This is a genomic window from Pontibacillus yanchengensis Y32 (assembly GCF_000770635.1).
Lineage (GTDB): Bacteria > Bacillota > Bacilli > Bacillales > BH030062 > Pontibacillus > Pontibacillus yanchengensis.
In genome coordinates this window covers 1-16,080 of record NZ_AVBF01000076.1, presented here as the reverse complement: position 1 = coordinate 16,080, position 16,080 = coordinate 1, and the positions used below count along the sequence as shown (strand labels likewise).

Below are 16,080 nucleotides of genomic sequence, written 5' to 3'. Positions count from 1 at the left end.
GGCCCATCTTTTCTCTAAATTAACACAACGGAAACATTTCTCTAATCCAATATATCTCGAATCCAAGTCTTCAACATAATGGGGCTATAAAAGAATAGCATCAAAAAAGCTTGGCATTAGCTGCCAAGCTCTTAAAAGTTATTTATTCGTATCAGTTAAGCTGTACATACATATTTCCCTTCTTAAGGTGAAAAGATAACTATAGATGAAAGGGGGAATGGCTGATGTTAACAGCTAAAGACCAAGTACATGTTTTATATGATTTATTGAGCGAACAATCGGAAGACTGTTGTGGTACTCAAGCGGAGTGCCAACAGATCCAAAGGCTTGTTCGTTCACTATTATCGAAAAAGAACATTAATGATGAAGATGTTCTTAGAATTCTTCCTGAGATATATGAGTACAGTTTACAAGCGGAAACATCTCAAGATTTAAATGAGTACATCATGACAAATCAACCACAACTTTCGCAGTGGGCTTCGTCAATTCAAAATATTAAATATTAATAATTCCTAATTGGATCATAAGCCGCTTTAAATCATTTAACCAACGGGCGGCTTGTTTTTCTTCTTTTCGGTATTTATGCCATTGTATGAATGATATGGTCTGAGCAATAATATACCAGTGCATTCGACTTAATAAGTCTTCATCTAATTCAACTCCGTAGGTTTCCAACCATTCATTCCACTCATCCCTTGGAATATACCAGTGTAAAATCATCCCTAAATCCATTGCAGGATCGGCTACCATGGCATTGTCCCAATCAATTAAATAAAGTTGATCTGAATTTGTTAATAACCAGTTATTATGGTTCATATCACAATGACAGACGACTTTCTTATGATTTTCTACATATTTTAATTGATTCTCAAGGTAACGTAGTGCCTGGTGGATTTCAATTTGAGTGTCAATAAAACTTGAATCCTGTTCATGATTTTTTAGGTCCTGTAGTAAATTCTCAGGATCTAGTGGCTTTTTCCCTATTCTCATAAGTAAGTCTAATAACTCAGATGAATGGTGAATCTTACTTAATAGTTGGGCAACTCGTGGATGCTGAATTTCTTCAGGGGATAACTCTCTGCCCTCTAACCATTGTTGTGCTGTAATGACATCTCCATTTTCCATACGCTTAGTCCACACGAGCTTGGGAACGATGCCTTCAGCTGACAGAACGGCTAAAAAAGGTGAGGAATTTCGCTTTAAAAATAGGCGTTTGCCATCGCGCTGTGCATAATACGCTTCACCCGTTGATCCGCCTGCTGGTGTAATTGTCCAATCTTGACCGAGTATTTGTTCCAACCAATTCACCTTCAATTCCTCAAATCTTTGTTGGTTTGTTTCGAAAATGCTAAAAGGTAAATTTAAGTATACCTTATTTTTGTACAAAACACATTAAAACTTGTTATAATTTTCTTCATAGTACTTTTTTACCATGGATGATTTTTCGTTCTTTTAGAGACACGACAATAGATTAACGCATTTTATAGTATAAATTCAAGCCTAACTCTCTATTTATTGAATTGAAAGACACTTCTAGGTTTCGTTTCTTTCTTCACATGACAGCTTTCGCATATTCCCGATTGCCCATCAACTTGAAAAGCAACAGGCTGATAGGAAGAGAAATGAATTTGGGATGATTCCGTTATAGATACCTCTTTAAAGTGTTGGTGTCCACCCCAAAACACTGTTAAAAATAATCCAAGTATCTTCCATCTTGAAATATTCTTTAATAGAAGGACAGAGAAGTTATCTTTATTCATTTTGGAGTTAGGGATAATTTTCATGCCACCTCCATAGTATCCGTGGATACATATCGTAAGCATCCAAACGTTATGGTGGGTAGTTGTAACTCCATCTTGTGTAATGGTAAGGGTTTTTGGTTGATAACGAAACAGACACTCAAGCAATGCGATTACATAAGCAAGCGAACCGATATGTATTTTATTTAACCATTTTTTATAACGAGCTTTATTAGAACGCCTCACAATTTCGGCGTCAAAACCAAAGCCTATACTGTTTGCAAACAGACGACTATGATTAGTTTTTCGCCTATCTGTGCGGTAAACTCCTCCCCAATAAGGTCGATAATAAGAAGAGGTAACGATTTTCCTAAATAGCCGCACACCTTTTAGCTTAGAGGAGATACCCCTAGCAAAATCATTTCCCGAGCCTGCTGGTATAAAAGCCAAGGGAATTGTATTATGGCTCTTCAAACCATTTAGCACTTCATGGTACGTGCCGTCCCCACCTATCACAATAAAGGAAATGATTTTGTCAGGGTACATTTCAATCAATTGTGGGGCTAATTCTTCCCCATGATCTTTATACTTGGTAAAAAAAGTACGACACGATAATTGATGAAATAAAGGTTCATTCTGTATGCTTTTAAAAACTCGTAGCGCCTTTCCATCACCGGCTGTAGGATTTACTATCAAAATATACATAATCATTTATCGCCTCTTTTCAAATCACTGGAAAAATCACAAAGATTTATTATACTAGTAAAAAAAGGAGTGATTATTTTGTCCAACGCATGTCAATATTGTGGGATTCAAATGGATATTCCAGAACAAGGTCAAATTACGATACACCCTAAACAGTACAATAAACTGTCAGTGAGTATGGCTTTAGAAACTGATTTCAATCAAAAACAAAATAGATACTACTTCCCTTTTCAGTCTCCTAACCATCTGATCACCCTATTAGAAGATTGGCTGAAAGACGATTTACATAATGAGTGGGTGGAGCTATTAGACAACCACAATAACCAAATGCCTATAACCATCCAACACCTATATGAGAGAGCAATCCAACCAGAGTTAACTTCTATTATTTATAAAGGAGAGTTCTCGTCTCATATTCAACCTATAATTGATTTAAAAAGTAAAGAGGTTTTTGGATATGAAGCATTATTAAGAACTACAAACTCCTCCATATCACCTGGAGAACTGTTCGGCTTTGCCCAACGTGCTGGACTTCATTCTATGCTGGACCAAAAAGCAAGAGAAGAAGCCGTAAAATCAAAAGCTGAACATATTCCAAAGGGTCAAAAATGTTTTATCAATTTCTTACCTTCGACTATCTATGTACCAGAATATTGTTTGCGACATACATTCAATATTGTAAGACGGTATAATGTTGACCCAGCTGACCTGGTCTTTGAAGTAGTAGAAACAGAGAAAATTACAAATATGGATCATTTAAAAAATATTTTCGAAACATATCAGGCTTCTGGGATGAATGTTGCGTTAGACGATGTCGGAAGTGGTTATAGTACAATCGACGTTTTGAATCTATTAAAACCTCATATTGTTAAAATTGATAGAGAATATATACGAGATTGCCATTTAGAAAAAGAAAAACAAGATTTCCTTTTAAGAGTTATGAACACAGCGAATGAATTAGGAGTGGAGCTATTGGCTGAGGGCATTGAAACGATAGAAGAATACTATTGGCTTCAGAATAATGGTATTCAGTATGGACAAGGATATTATATCGGCAAACCTTCCCCTTCTCCTATTCAATCTTTTAGTCATGCATAAATGAATCCATTGAATCGTCTTCCCATTCTGGTCGTCGAACAGAAGTGATTTGCGTGTAGCTTAGCAAAGCAGATACTGCTTTTAGTTGGATGGACTTAAGTGGTGAAGAGTATGTTCGCATTTTATGAAACCAATCCTCGTACTCTTCCATTCCAATATATTCCGTTTGATAAGGTTCATATTCAAATGATATAAGGTGGTTGGGTGCGAGTACAATTTGCTTAACAGGAAAATCTATCTCATATGCATGTAGAATACTGCGAACGATACGACTAGAGCGCTTAAGGGAAATGAGTGGACTCAACATCCTGCTACGAATACGATCATTCTCTTGATACCAAGTTCGATCATCACCAGCAATGAGCTTGTCCGTATCAGGTAAATCCATATAGGATATACAATAAATTCCTTGTGGATGGATGAGAAGATGATCGGTTTCCACAGGAGCTTTCTTTATCTTGAATATCGGTTCATACATAAATAGAAACGTATCCGGATAACGTTGAAGAAAATAAATTAATGTTGAATCTTTTTCATAATATCTATCTAAAAAAGACATTTCAGTCAACGTTCTAGATGCCCATTTGAATTGAAATGGTAACAGGCCATTCAAATAATACTGCTTTAACTCGAGTTCCGTTTCAGGAATGTCGCCGTTAAACATGTACTCTTTCATTTCCATATCCATAGACTCTGGACCATCCTGTTTGTACTTGTCCCAAGCCTGTTTCATACGCTTCCAATTCTGCTGCTTTAATCGAATAAAACGACTTGGGTAACGATAGGGGTCCGCTGTGTACCTTGATGCATAATCTTGTAACTTAATTAATTGTGCCATACTTAACCCTCATTTTTATTTGTTAGAACCGCAACTCTATTCATGGTTGCTCTTTATCTCCTGACCACTAAACGTTCTCAGGAGATAAAGATATGTTTTGGACTACTTCATATTTGGGTGTCTGTTTTGGATGTATCTTAAACAACGTAAACGTATTCACTTCAAACGTTTCTAACCAGTCTTTTTGCTTAAGAATAGCGTCCAATTCTGGATGTATAGAGGATGAATCCTGCCACTTTTTTGCCAATGTTATATGAGGCTTATACGTCCTTGTTTCCTTTTCAAACCCTAGCTTGCTACAAACTTGCTCTATTCTTTCTTGAAGTAAAAGTAAAGACCGAGCTTTTTCGACTCCAGCCCATATCACCCTTGGCGAGGATGGGTTCCCAAAAAATCCGAATCCTTCTATATTCAGTGAGAAGGGAGAAACATCCCCACATGCTACTAACTCATTACATAACTGCTTTACTTTCTTTTCGGATGTTGCACCTAAAAACTTAAGCGTAATATGTAAGTCTTCTGGATTGGTCCAGTTTTTATATTCCGCATGTTGTTTTATTTCCCTCTGCCAACGAGATAAATGAGCAGAAACTTCTTTGGGTAAAGAAATCCCAATAAAATAATGAGCATCCATTCTGAACCCTCCTTTATTCTGAATAGCTTACTTGAGAAGATGGGATGGTTACACCACCTCTAATATAAATCAAGAGTGACATACCAATAAATGTCATGCCTGCAAAGAATCCATACATTCCATAAACACTCCAATAATCCAATAACACACCACCAATAAAGGTGAAGAAAGCATTCCCCATTCCATTTCCAACTGCAGAATAAATGCCTACGGCTGTAGCTTGTACTGCTTTAGGTGCAGTTTTACGCACAAATAACAACGCTGCAGGTATATAAAGGCCAACTGACACCCCTTGTACAATGGTTGTAGCATAAACAAGGGCTGTACTAGGTTCAAAGAAATAAAATAACCAACGGGATCCAGATATAAATGCACAAATCAGCATCACGAATGTAACATCTAATCGATTAATAACCTTTTGAGCAATATTCATAAAAGGTGCTTCACTACCTGCTGCAATTAAGAAGGCAATACCTACACCAGTTAATGTACCACCCGTAGTTAAAATGAATGTACCAAAATAATAATTGTTCGCCAAAACTGGACCGAATATTAAGAAGTTTGATACTAAGAAAACGATAAATGTTTTTTCTTTAACAAGCGTCTTAAACCCTGTTCTAAAATCAACTTGTACCTGTTGCCCCTGTTTTGGAAATGAAGACAAAGCCAGCACGGATAAAAGTAGGCCCAGACTAAATGCATAGAAAATCCATGATAAATCTCCTGTACGATCTGTTATTTGACCTACTACAAAGACAGCAACAGCAAATCCAACCGCTCCCCAAAGTCTAATGTTCCCGTACTCTTTATTAAATACTTGAACGAAATTCAGTGACAGACTATCTGAAAGAGGAACAACCGCAGATTGGAATAGAGCAATCCCAACGATGCCTAGTAATAATAGAATAAATCCGTCTAACCAGGTGTATGCAAATGACATAACACTAGCCATTACAGCTGCAATGACGAGTAATCGCCTCGGTTTTCTTGTGTAATCACTCATCATCCCCCATAAAGGTTGAATAAAGATAGTCACAATAGGGATTGCAGCTACTACTAATCCAATCTGGGTATGGGATAACCCTTTTTCTGTTTCTAAATAAACCGATAATAATGGAAATAGCGCCCCAAATCCAAAAAAGGCAAAGAAATAAAAAGTTTGAAAAAATCGATATGTTTTTTGTGGTTTAGTTACATTCATTGGTAAGGACCCTTTCTGTCATTAAGCTAGTCTGTTACTAGATCGTATAGTGCTTCTGCATAAATTAACGCTGCCTTCATAAGATCATCAATTCTAACATGTTCATCTGCATTGTGGGCTGTATCTGGACTATCATCAAATAGGGCTCCGTATGCAACCCCCTGTTCTAGAGCTCTTGCATACGTTGCTCCACCTATTGCAATAGGAGCTACATTCTCTTGATTTGGTGTATGCTTCTTATATACATTTAGTAATTGTTGAACAAAAGGATGGTCCTTTTCTAAGAAAATAGATTCCAAATGTTCAATAATCGTTTCTTCAAACCCTTGAGAATTCGCTTCCTCTTTAAAGATTGCAAACAACTTATCAAAATCCTCTGTTACAGGGTACCTCATATTCAGACCAAGAGTTATCTTATCATTTTCAATGGAACCTTGTCCGATATTCACTGTTAGTGGTCCGGATACATCGTCTTGACATGCAATCCCTATTCGTTCCCCTCTAGTAGGAGCAAGTGTCTCAGATATCCATTTAAGGTCCTGTTTTAGTTCCTCAGCAATTGGGATTGTTTGAAGGAATCGGACCATGCTTACGAATGCATTCACGCCATTATTTGGTTCCATGGCATGAGCTGACTTTCCTTTCATGGTAATTTCCCAATGACTTGGCTGTTGAATGATTTCTCCTTCACATGCGTCTTCTTTCAAAAAGGACTCAAACAATTCGGGCAAAGCAGCACTATTCCAGCTAAGCGTAACAGTAGCTTTTTCCGGAACCATGTTCAGCCTTTCTCCACCACGAAGGGAGAGTACAGAAGCTTTCACTTCTTCTGGTTGTTTCATTGTAGTCGATTTAGTTAATTCAACATCAACGAGCCCCTTTTCCGCATGAATAACAGGAAACTTGGCATCAGGTGAAAAACCAAGACTTGGCATCTCTTCTTGTTCGAAATAATGCTTCATACATTTCCATTGACGCTCTTCATCTGTCCCTACAATAAAACGCACTCGTTTATTTGGTTGTACTCCTAAGTCTTTCAACCACTTCAATGCTATAAATGCGGCCATTACAGGTCCTTTATCATCTTGAGCTCCTCTAGCAAATAACTTCCCATCAGAAATTATCGGCCTAAAGGGGTCTCCGCTCCACCCTTCTCCTGGAGGAACAACATCAAGATGACCTAACACACCAATAAGGTCTGTACCTTGTCCCCATTCTATATGACCTGCATACCCATCGACATTTTTGATGTTGAATCCTTCACTCTCTCCTAGAGCTAACATAAACTCCAGCGCTTCATGAATACCTTGTCCGAATGGTTTGTTTTTTCCAGTAGTTGACTCATCATACATGCTTGGAATAGTCAGAAGTGATTTTAGGTGATCCAATAAAAATGGTTGGTATTCATTTATGGCTTGTAGCGTAAACTCTGGCTTCATTTGGACATCTCCTTTCTCATTGTTTGATAGGTTTCTTTGTCACATATGACATATAGCTCAGCTTCCTTAGGTAAAGGTTCATCAAGCATGCGATTAATACTTAGGTTCTGACGATCAGCAATTAACGTGGCACCATATTCAAGCAACTCATTAAATGCTTTTCGATATGTATCCCAGTGCTGCTGTGCAGGAACGTGAAATAAGTCATCACCATGAGAACGTCGCATTAATTGCCCATATATCCCTGAGACACCTTTTGTAAATGCAGAACGTACAGCAAGTGAGGATATCGTTTCATTAGAGAATATAAACTCATCTACACTAGCATGCTCAAAGTTTTTAATATGCTGTTCTTCCATAACTTCCACTACGGTATGTACATTGGTTGTCATGGACTCAACGGTAGACGCAATGAGCAATGTTTTCCCATCAATTAACTGAGCATCTTGTAGTGTATCGTCAGCAAAAATTAACACAGCTTTCGCTTCTCTCACGTTTGCTTTTTCTAAAGTTTCTCTAGATGAGGCATTTCCTTTAATATAATGAATAGTATCTTCTAAGAGAGGTGCTGTGTCTAAATCATCTATAATGACAATTTCTGTATCTTCCATCGTATCTAACATTTCGTTTACTGCATAGTGGGCCTTTTTAGACCAACCAAGAATAATGTAATGACTTTTCCCTTTGTACACAATATTACCTTCCCTTCTTCTTTTGCGAAATAATGACAAGCCTTCGACAACTTTACCTATTACCACACCAATTAAGCCAATGCCTAAAATGTACAATACTATCGCTATCATCCGACCTGCTACGGTTACTGGTGAAAAGTCACCATATCCAACAGTAGTCACTGTCGTCATTACCCACCAAAAGCCATCGAAAAAAGTGGGAAATGTATCAGGTTCCACCAGTACAATTAATACCGTAGATAATCCAATAAGTAGCATACTACTAACGAATAATACAGTATTGTTAATCTTGATCATCTTAAATAAAAGCTTTCGTAATAAAATCATAACATCCTCCTTTGTTTACATAATGATAACGCATCGTAAATAACATGAATTCTCTGTAAATTTTAGGCCATTCACTAGCCATTATACAACGAATTATTGTAGAATGAACTTAACTTCCAAGATTCCCAGGCACCACGTCTCAAACAAACCTTAAGGAGTGGTTTTTTGAATCGTTCAACAACTCGCATGCTAAGTCGTGTAAAAGCTGTTTATCTCTATATTCGTGAGAAAGGAATGGTGAGCACCACTGACTTGGCCGAAGAGTTTGGCATCACAGATCGAACCGTTCAGAGGGACCTACATGTTTTGCAATACAATGGGCTGGTAACAAGTCCGAATCGTGGACAGTGGACGATTACTGAAAGAAAAGTAAAAATATCATAATATAAAGAAAGGCGCTAACTCCCGATTTCGTGGGGTATGTTCTGGCTTTGGAGATATGAAAGAACCTCCAAATACTTCCTTTCCTAAAAACATAATACACCTTTCGTCATTTCGACAACTAAATCATAACGAAAACCACATATTGTAATAGAAAGCCCGGATAACAAGTATCCGGGCTTTTTTTGGTCTTCTATAGAATAACCTATTCTTTTAACTGAGAGCTATTTTGATGTAAAAGTTCAATTTCGTCATCATTTAACTCTCGATACTCTCCAGGTTCTAAGTCTTCATCTAGTTCTAGACCAGCCATACTTATTCGTTTCAAATAGGTTACTTGTTTATCGACACTTTCAAACATGCGTTTTACTTGATGAAACTTTCCTTCTGTAATAACTAACTCAATCTCTGAGGTCGGTCCAGAATGAATAATCTCAAGCTCTGCTGGCTTCGTTTCATATCCATCATCCAATACAATACCATTTCGAAATGCTTCTTGATCCGCTTCGGTTACTTCCCCTTCGATCGTAGCAAAATAACGCTTTCCAACCCCTTTTTTCGGAGATAATAGCTGGTGCGTTAGTTTCCCATCATTTGTGATTAGCAAGAGACCTTCTGTATCCTTATCTAACCTACCTACAGGAAATGGTTCAAATATATGATCTTCCGGTTCCAATATATCAATGACTGTTGTATCGTGAGCATCTTCTGTTGCAGAGATGAGACCTTGAGGTTTATTCATCATTAGATAAATAAACTCTCGATATTCCACTACTTCCCCATACACTGTAACCTCTTGCGTTTCTGGATTTACATGTGTTTTAGCATCCTTAATGGGCTTGGCGTCAACACGAACAATACCTGACTTCAATAACTTCTTAACTTCTTTTCTTGTACCATATCCCATATTGGCTAACATCTTATCTATTCTCAAACGTCCTACCTCCTTACGTTAGCTTCGTTTTAAAAACCGATCCAATACCTTTATGCGATTCCCTAGAACACGCTCTAATAAAGTCGTTTGATAAGCCAAACCTAAATACACAACCGCACCTGTTCCAGCACTAATGAATAACACAGCTACCGCTGCCATACGTCCGTCATCGAATTGCAGGCCAAGTAAAGCTAGTATCCAACGTACAATTAGGACCACTAAGACCATAATAATTGTTAATATCCCCATTAACATACTTCGCTTGATGATTTGCTTCAGTGGGAATGCAGCAGCTCTACTAATTTTAATTAAATTTAGTATAACCGCAGTAACTACTGCTAATCCCGTACCAAATATTGCGCCTTTCGCACCGAACAATAATATAAGCGGAATGTTAAGTGTTATTTTAAGGAACAATCCCGTTCCTAGACTCACCACAGCAAATCGTTGTTTGTTGATTCCTTGTAGAATGGAAGAGGTAACTGTAAATAACGCAAAGAATAATCCCACAGGTGCATACCAAGCTAGAAGTGGACCTGTAATCTCCATATTTTCAAATCCATAAAAGGTTGCGTAAGCCGCATTTGATAATAGACTCATTCCAACTGCAGCTGGCAAAATAATTAGAATAATAATTTGGAGTGATTGATTCATTTGGTGGAATAATTGTTTCTGGAATCCATTTGTATAAGATTTCGTAATAGCAGGTAATAATGCAAGAGATAACCCAGTAGCAAGCGTTACAGGTATAATAACTAACTTGTGTCCATATAAGTTCATTGCGGAAAGAGATACTTCACTTATACTACCAAGCCCCGCTGAACTCATAGCCCGGTTAAACGTGAGCATGTCAACAAGTTGATAGATGGGAGTAGCTACGCCTACTAGCACGAATGGTCCTGCATAAGCTAATAATTCTTTATACAAATCTTTCATAGGTATGTTCGAGCTTGTTTGTTGTTGAGCTAACATTTCATCCAAGCTTTCTTTTTTCCTTCTCCAGAACACATAAAGCACAATCGCACTTGCTATGGCACCAATGAATGCCGCAAAGGATGCAAAGCCAACAGCGAGTGGCATGTCGTTATAGTATCTCATTACAATGTACGTTCCTGTTAAAAGAAAAGCTATACGAACAATCTGTTCAATAACTTGTGAAAAAGCAGTAGGCTCCATAGATTCATACCCTTGGAAAAACCCTCTTGTGAGACTCATTCCAGGTATGATAAGTAGCGCAAAACTTACCATTCGGATTACCATTGCAATGTCTTCAATGGAGTTCCCTTTTTGACTGTCACCTTTAATCCAAGGTGCAACTAAGTCCGCACTAAAGTATAATAGTAAAAAGGCAATTACACCTGTTATTGCCATTAGACTTAGGCCAGATTTATACATTTTCCTCCCTGTTTCATAATCTCCAATGGCATTATATTTGGAGACAAACTTGGAAACAGCTAACGGAACTCCTAAAGTAGAAACACTGATTAAGATATTATAAGGAGTATAAGCGTAATAAAGTAACGCCCCTCCTGTTTCTCCAACCATTTCATTAAACGGGATCGTATAGATCATCCCTAAGAACTTAGAAAGGAATGTGGCTCCTGTTAAGAGCATCGTTCCTTTTAATATTTTTGATACTGCCATTTTTTCACCTGCATTTATTTGTAGAATACAACCATTCTATTTTATCATATAAAAGATGGATAACGATTGAATTAAGTCGAAAATTGTCTTTTCATAGAAAGGAATGTCTAACCAATGTATGAAGTTACAGTTATTGGGGGTGGCCCTTCTGGTTTAATGGCTGCAATTGCAGCTGCAGAGAACGGAGCCAATACCCTGCTTATTGATAAAGGAAAAAAGTTAGGAACAAAATTAGCTATTTCAGGAGGCGGAAGATGCAATGTGACAAATCGCCTTCCTGAAGAAGAAATCATCAAGCATATTCCAGGTAATGGTCGTTTTTTATATAGCGCATTTTCAGTTTTTAATAACTACGATATCATTGAATTCTTTGAGAATCTAGGCGTAGCTCTTAAAGAAGAGGATCATGGCAGAATGTTCCCAGCAAGTAACAAAGCAAAAGATGTTGTGAACGCAATGCTTAATCGAATGGATGAACTTAATATTACGGTCATGAAGCAAACACCTGTTGAAACCATTCATTATGGTGATGAGATGCATGTGATTGAACTGCAATCAAAAGAACAAATCGAAACGAAATCATTAGTTATTTCTGTTGGCGGAAAATCAGTCCCTCATACTGGTTCAACAGGAGATGGATATGCTTGGGCTGAAAAAGCTGGACATACCATAACGGACCTTTATCCAACCGAAGTCCCTTTGATTTCTCAGGAAACATTTATACAAGAGAAGACGTTACAAGGTTTATCCCTTCGAGATGTAGCATTATCTGTCCTTAATCCTAAAGGAAAAATCATAAAAACACACCAAATGGATATGCTCTTCACCCATTTTGGTATTAGTGGCCCTGCAGTATTACGCTGTTCTCAATATGTCGTAAAAGAATTCAAAAAAGGGAATCGACCTGTTCCGATGCAAATAGATGCCATACCTGACCAAAAAGAACATGTACTGCTTGATGAAATGAAGAAACTAGTTAAAGACAATCCTAAACGAACAGTCAAGAACCTCTTAAAAGGATGGGTTCCTGAGCGTTATCTTGAAATGTTATTGGACAAGAATGGGATTACCACCGAAGATAAAGCAGCAAACACTTCAATGGAAAAGCTACAAAACCTAATTCATGATTTTAAGAAATTCACCTTTAATGTCCATGATTCACAATCAATCGAAAAGGCATTCGTAACAGGAGGTGGTGTTTCTACAAAAGAAATCATTCCTAATACAATGGCTTCTAAGAAAATGGATCGCCTTTACTTTAGTGGAGAAATCCTAGATATTCATGGCTATACAGGTGGTTATAATATCACCTCTGCGCTCGTAACTGGCAGATTAGCAGGTTCAAATGCTGCATATGACTCTTATTCTTAAAAAAGAAACAAACTTAAAACACGCTTCTCTTTTCACAACCGTTCAACTTTTTCTATTAGAAAGAAGAAAATGATAGTCACTTGCCAAGCAGCAATCGGTAGAGTGATACCTAACACTTGATAAAAATAATAAAATGAATTTTATTATTTCATATAAAACAAAAAAAGGAGGGGATTCCCTCCTTTTTTGTTTGAATACTGAATATTATTCATCCTTCTTCTTAGGTGCAGTTTGAATAGCCTGTTTAGCTAAATTTTCAATAACTGCATCATCCATAGGTGGATTGTGTAAACCAGCTCTTACATCACGATAATACTTTTCGAAGAGGTAATTTTTTGATAAACCTCTACCACCAGCAACTCGCATTGCAAGATCCACAATTTCGTTGGCTGCGTTTGTAGCCACTGTTTTAATTGCACCAAGTGTTTCTCCTAGCTGTTCCCTATCATCAGGATAACGATCCCATTGGTCTGCGATGGAATACATAAAGTGACGAGCATTCATTAATTTCAAATCCATTTCGCCTATTTTCTGTCGTATGTGGGGAACTTCAGAAATAGGTGTATCAAGGCTATTAGGTTGAAAGCTCTTCGCAAAATCAATGGCATCATTTCGTGCAGCAATAGCAATCCCTAAATAACAAGCCGGAATGTGTAACAACCAGCCTTTAGGTGTTTTAGATTTCGTAGCCATTTCAACTAATTTCTCTTCAGGCAACTGGACATTGTTTAACACCAAGTCATGACTGCCTGTTCCTCTCATCCCTACTGTGTCCCATGTATAATCAATGGATACTCCATCTAGTCTGGAATCGATCAAGAACCAACCTACCTGGTCTTTCTCTTCTACATACGCCGAGACAATATAATAATCTAAAACGCTTGCCATAGAAGTGAATGTTTTTCTTCCAGTAACGTTATACGTATTTCCATTTTTCTTAGCCGTAGTTTCAGGACGGCCACCTCTCGTTGGACTACCAGTTGCAGGTTCAGATGCTGCTCTATTTACAACTTTTTGTTCTTTTTGGATTTCATGTGCCAGGGCATCAAAATCCTCATCCGACCACAAACCTTCATCTCTTAGTTCCATAATAATGCCCATATGCCAACCAATTGATAAAGCAACTGACCCGTCCGCAACTGCTAATCTCTCTTGGATGAGTAGCAACTCATAAAGGGAAAGATCCTTCCCTCCATTAGAATGAGGCAAAGGCAAAGCTGGATAGCCAATCTCCTTCAAATCTCTTAACGTTTCCTCTGGAAAATCTGCTTTCTCATCCGCATGTAATGCTCGTTCTTTGATACTTTCACCTAGTGAATCCACCAAATCAAATAATTCTCGTTGTCTATCTGTTTTTATAAAATTATTATATAAATTTCTCATATCCTCACCTCTTCGACTTCCTTTCTTAAATCATATTAAATCTATAGGAATTATGCTAATGATGAGATTATACAGTTTTGTCTCAACTAATGAACGAATATGCTACACTCAAACTAGAATCATTTTAGTAAGGAGGACATTATGGTAGATTTTCGTGACGTTAAGAATATTTATTGCGTAGGACGAAATTATGCAAAGCATGCTAGAGAATTAGGAAATGAGGTTCCATCATCCCCTGTTATTTTTTCAAAACCAACCCATTCTCTACATTCAGCAGAAGGGGAACTAGAACTCCCTTTCCAGTTAGGGGAAATTCATTATGAATTAGAACTCGTCATCAAGATGGCGTCCGCCTTCAATCCTAACCAATCATTAGATAAGGTAATAGACAGTATCGCATTAGGAATCGATTGGACAGCACGCGATCTACAAACAACACTTAAAGCAAAAGGTCAACCATGGTTACTGGCAAAAGGTTTTAAAGGATCAGCTGTTCTTACTGAATTTCTTCCTGTCCCAAATGAATCAGATATACCTCACCTGTCATACTCTCTTGTTAAAAATGGTGACGTTGTTCAAGAAGGGAAACCTGAGCAAATGATTTTCTCCATTCGTGAATTACTAGAATACATAGATACACATCTTGGTCTTAACGAAGGAGACATTATTTTCACAGGAACCCCTGAAGGAGTAGGTCCTATTCAATCAGGCGATGTCATGGAGTTAAAGCTTTATCATCCTCATACTGACTCTTCCTATACATTTGGTCCATTAAAAATTACTTCAATGAAAAACACCTAACAGTAGTGATCCATTATAGTAAAGTCAGAGAAAGAAAGCCTAATAAAAGTCCCCTAGAGCTCAAACTACTCTAAGGGATTTTTTTACGAGCTTAACTATTTATTTAATAGTACGGATAAGTAATAGTAGCAAATATCAGTTATATTCAAAGTCGTACCATCATTCTAAACATAAGAAAAAAATATGAGAAGACTTCATTTCTTAATTATCGTTAATCGACATAGTAAAGATGGATTTCTCTCCAGCATTCTCTACTTGTATCTCTATTGACCAACTATTTGTTTTCTCGCTAAACTTAGTAGATTTCACAACAGGTATCCCATTATCATTCTCCATTTGATTTAGTGCTTTTCTTAATGCTTCTGCTTCCGATAGGTCAGCATTCTCTCCTTTTTCTTGTGAAACAACTCGAACATCACTTATCTTCGCTTGGGCAGGGTAAGATTCTTGCACACCTCCATCTACCCATACTTCAACTAGTTGACCTACTTCTATCCGATCAGGTGCATCGGAACCCCAAAGCGCACTATAATACTCAGGGTCACCGCCATTTTCACTAAAATCTTTCGGCTCTGTCCCTACCACTAGGATACTTCCTTCTCTCTTATCCATCACATATCCTTTGTAACCTGGTTCCCCTAAACTTACTTTATCTCCATCAGAACAAGCTGTTAGAACTAGACTTAGCAACAGCGTAAAGATAATATAAGAGTTTTTCATAACTAGAAGCCTCCTAAAACATCTGTTTATTCATTTATTAGACGTATATAAACCATAATGAGTTACGGTAAGAAAGAAGTATGTATAGAGCAACTAATGAATCATAAAAAGACATTAATTCCTTGTAAATAAATTGAAAACCAATAATTAAACCTTATTCCATTTTACATTAT

The 16,080-nt window shown here is 37.4% G+C and carries 16 protein-coding genes; 5 read left to right on the top strand and 11 right to left on the bottom strand.

Annotated elements, in window-relative coordinates:
• Positions 1–224 precede the first annotated feature (224 nt).
• Positions 225–506, top strand: coding sequence for a YtzH-like family protein (locus tag N782_RS18080; protein WP_036823552.1), 282 nt, complete (start codon positions 225–227; stop codon positions 504–506).
• Here N782_RS18080 and N782_RS18075 read toward each other — a convergent pair.
• Entirely contained in the window at positions 496–1,299 is an 804-nt protein-coding gene (locus N782_RS18075) for a phosphotransferase family protein (RefSeq protein WP_036823550.1), read from the bottom strand. The genes N782_RS18080 and N782_RS18075 overlap by 11 nt on opposite strands.
• Positions 1,300–1,508: 209 nt before the next feature.
• Positions 1,509–2,450 (bottom strand): diacylglycerol/lipid kinase family protein, encoded by a 942-nt coding sequence (locus N782_RS18070; protein ID WP_036823548.1) that lies wholly within the window; start codon positions 2,448–2,450, stop codon positions 1,509–1,511.
• Positions 2,451–2,522: 72 nt separating this feature from the next.
• On the opposite strand from N782_RS18070, the gene N782_RS18065 reads away from it, so the two are divergent.
• The gene (locus N782_RS18065) at positions 2,523–3,542 is read left to right on the top strand and encodes an EAL domain-containing protein (RefSeq protein WP_036823547.1); all 1,020 of its coding nucleotides are present in this window, start codon (positions 2,523–2,525) and stop codon (positions 3,540–3,542) included.
• Here N782_RS18065 and N782_RS18060 read toward each other — a convergent pair.
• From N782_RS18060 to N782_RS18040, 5 genes are all read right to left on the bottom strand, one after another.
• On the bottom strand, positions 3,529–4,380 hold the full coding sequence (locus N782_RS18060; protein ID WP_036823546.1) for a nuclease-related domain-containing protein: 852 nt from the start codon (positions 4,378–4,380) through the stop codon (positions 3,529–3,531). The two genes, N782_RS18065 and N782_RS18060, sit on opposite strands and share 14 nt — an antisense overlap.
• A gap of 67 nt (positions 4,381–4,447) precedes the next feature.
• Positions 4,448–5,014, bottom strand: a complete 567-nt coding sequence (gene thpR / locus N782_RS18055) for an RNA 2',3'-cyclic phosphodiesterase (RefSeq protein ID WP_036823545.1) — start codon at positions 5,012–5,014, stop codon at positions 4,448–4,450.
• Between the two features lie 13 nt (positions 5,015–5,027).
• The gene (locus N782_RS18050; protein ID WP_036823544.1) at positions 5,028–6,215 is read right to left on the bottom strand and encodes an MFS transporter; all 1,188 of its coding nucleotides are present in this window, start codon (positions 6,213–6,215) and stop codon (positions 5,028–5,030) included.
• A gap of 26 nt (positions 6,216–6,241) precedes the next feature.
• Positions 6,242–7,654 (bottom strand): dipeptidase PepV, encoded by a 1,413-nt coding sequence (gene pepV, locus N782_RS18045; RefSeq protein ID WP_036823543.1) that lies wholly within the window; start codon positions 7,652–7,654, stop codon positions 6,242–6,244.
• Entirely contained in the window at positions 7,651–8,673 is a 1,023-nt protein-coding gene (locus tag N782_RS18040) for a potassium channel family protein (protein WP_036823542.1), read from the bottom strand. Before N782_RS18040 ends, pepV begins: the two co-directional genes overlap by 4 nt.
• 165 nt (positions 8,674–8,838) lie before the next feature.
• Here N782_RS18040 and N782_RS18035 point away from each other — a divergent pair, with 165 nt between their 5' ends.
• On the top strand, positions 8,839–9,057 hold the full coding sequence (locus tag N782_RS18035; protein WP_036823541.1) for a DeoR family transcriptional regulator: 219 nt from the start codon (positions 8,839–8,841) through the stop codon (positions 9,055–9,057).
• Between the two features lie 202 nt (positions 9,058–9,259).
• Here N782_RS18035 and N782_RS18030 read toward each other — a convergent pair whose 3' ends face one another.
• Both N782_RS18030 and N782_RS18025 read right to left on the bottom strand, forming a co-directional pair.
• Positions 9,260–9,988 carry a pseudouridine synthase gene (locus N782_RS18030; protein ID WP_036823540.1) on the bottom strand — a complete coding sequence of 243 codons (729 nt, stop codon included), beginning with the start codon at positions 9,986–9,988 and terminating at the stop codon, positions 9,260–9,262.
• Between the two features lie 18 nt (positions 9,989–10,006).
• Positions 10,007–11,632 (bottom strand): putative polysaccharide biosynthesis protein, encoded by a 1,626-nt coding sequence (locus N782_RS18025; RefSeq protein ID WP_036823539.1) that lies wholly within the window; start codon positions 11,630–11,632, stop codon positions 10,007–10,009.
• Between the two features lie 114 nt (positions 11,633–11,746).
• Between N782_RS18025 and N782_RS18020 the strand changes: the two genes are divergently transcribed.
• Positions 11,747–13,003: a BaiN/RdsA family NAD(P)/FAD-dependent oxidoreductase gene (locus tag N782_RS18020; protein WP_036823538.1), complete on the top strand. Its 1,257-nt coding sequence runs from the start codon at positions 11,747–11,749 to the stop codon at positions 13,001–13,003.
• Positions 13,004–13,207: 204 nt separating this feature from the next.
• Here N782_RS18020 and N782_RS18015 read toward each other — a convergent pair whose 3' ends face one another.
• Positions 13,208–14,386 carry an acyl-CoA dehydrogenase family protein gene (locus N782_RS18015; protein WP_036823537.1) on the bottom strand — a complete coding sequence of 393 codons (1,179 nt, stop codon included), beginning with the start codon at positions 14,384–14,386 and terminating at the stop codon, positions 13,208–13,210.
• 141 nt (positions 14,387–14,527) lie between these two features.
• On the opposite strand from N782_RS18015, the gene N782_RS18010 reads away from it, so the two are divergent.
• Complete coding sequence (locus tag N782_RS18010) at positions 14,528–15,187, top strand: fumarylacetoacetate hydrolase family protein (protein ID WP_036823534.1); 660 nt, start codon at positions 14,528–14,530, stop codon at positions 15,185–15,187.
• Between the two features lie 201 nt (positions 15,188–15,388).
• On the opposite strand, the gene N782_RS18005 is transcribed toward N782_RS18010, so the two are convergent.
• Positions 15,389–15,907, bottom strand: coding sequence for a YobA family protein (locus N782_RS18005; RefSeq protein WP_052111420.1), 519 nt, complete (start codon positions 15,905–15,907; stop codon positions 15,389–15,391).
• Positions 15,908–16,080 lie beyond the last annotated feature (173 nt).

Bases quoted from the DNA above. Each gene is read 5' to 3' on its own strand.
- N782_RS18080 (WP_036823552.1), top strand. From the start codon at position 225: ATGTTAACAGCTAAAGACCAAGTACATGTTTTATATGATTTATTGAGC.
- N782_RS18070 (WP_036823548.1), bottom strand. From the start codon at position 2,450: ATGATTATGTATATTTTGATAGTAAATCCTACAGCCGGTGATGGAAAG.
- N782_RS18060 (WP_036823546.1), bottom strand. From the start codon at position 4,380: ATGGCACAATTAATTAAGTTACAAGATTATGCATCAAGGTACACAGCG.
- thpR (WP_036823545.1), bottom strand. From the start codon at position 5,014: ATGGATGCTCATTATTTTATTGGGATTTCTTTACCCAAAGAAGTTTCT.
- N782_RS18050 (WP_036823544.1), bottom strand. From the start codon at position 6,215: ATGAATGTAACTAAACCACAAAAAACATATCGATTTTTTCAAACTTTT.
- pepV (WP_036823543.1), bottom strand. From the start codon at position 7,654: ATGAAGCCAGAGTTTACGCTACAAGCCATAAATGAATACCAACCATTT.
- N782_RS18040 (WP_036823542.1), bottom strand. From the start codon at position 8,673: ATGATTTTATTACGAAAGCTTTTATTTAAGATGATCAAGATTAACAAT.
- N782_RS18025 (WP_036823539.1), bottom strand. From the start codon at position 11,632: ATGGCAGTATCAAAAATATTAAAAGGAACGATGCTCTTAACAGGAGCC.
- N782_RS18020 (WP_036823538.1), top strand. From the start codon at position 11,747: ATGTATGAAGTTACAGTTATTGGGGGTGGCCCTTCTGGTTTAATGGCT.
- N782_RS18015 (WP_036823537.1), bottom strand. From the start codon at position 14,386: ATGAGAAATTTATATAATAATTTTATAAAAACAGATAGACAACGAGAA.
- N782_RS18010 (WP_036823534.1), top strand. From the start codon at position 14,528: ATGGTAGATTTTCGTGACGTTAAGAATATTTATTGCGTAGGACGAAAT.
- N782_RS18005 (WP_052111420.1), bottom strand. From the start codon at position 15,907: ATGAAAAACTCTTATATTATCTTTACGCTGTTGCTAAGTCTAGTTCTA.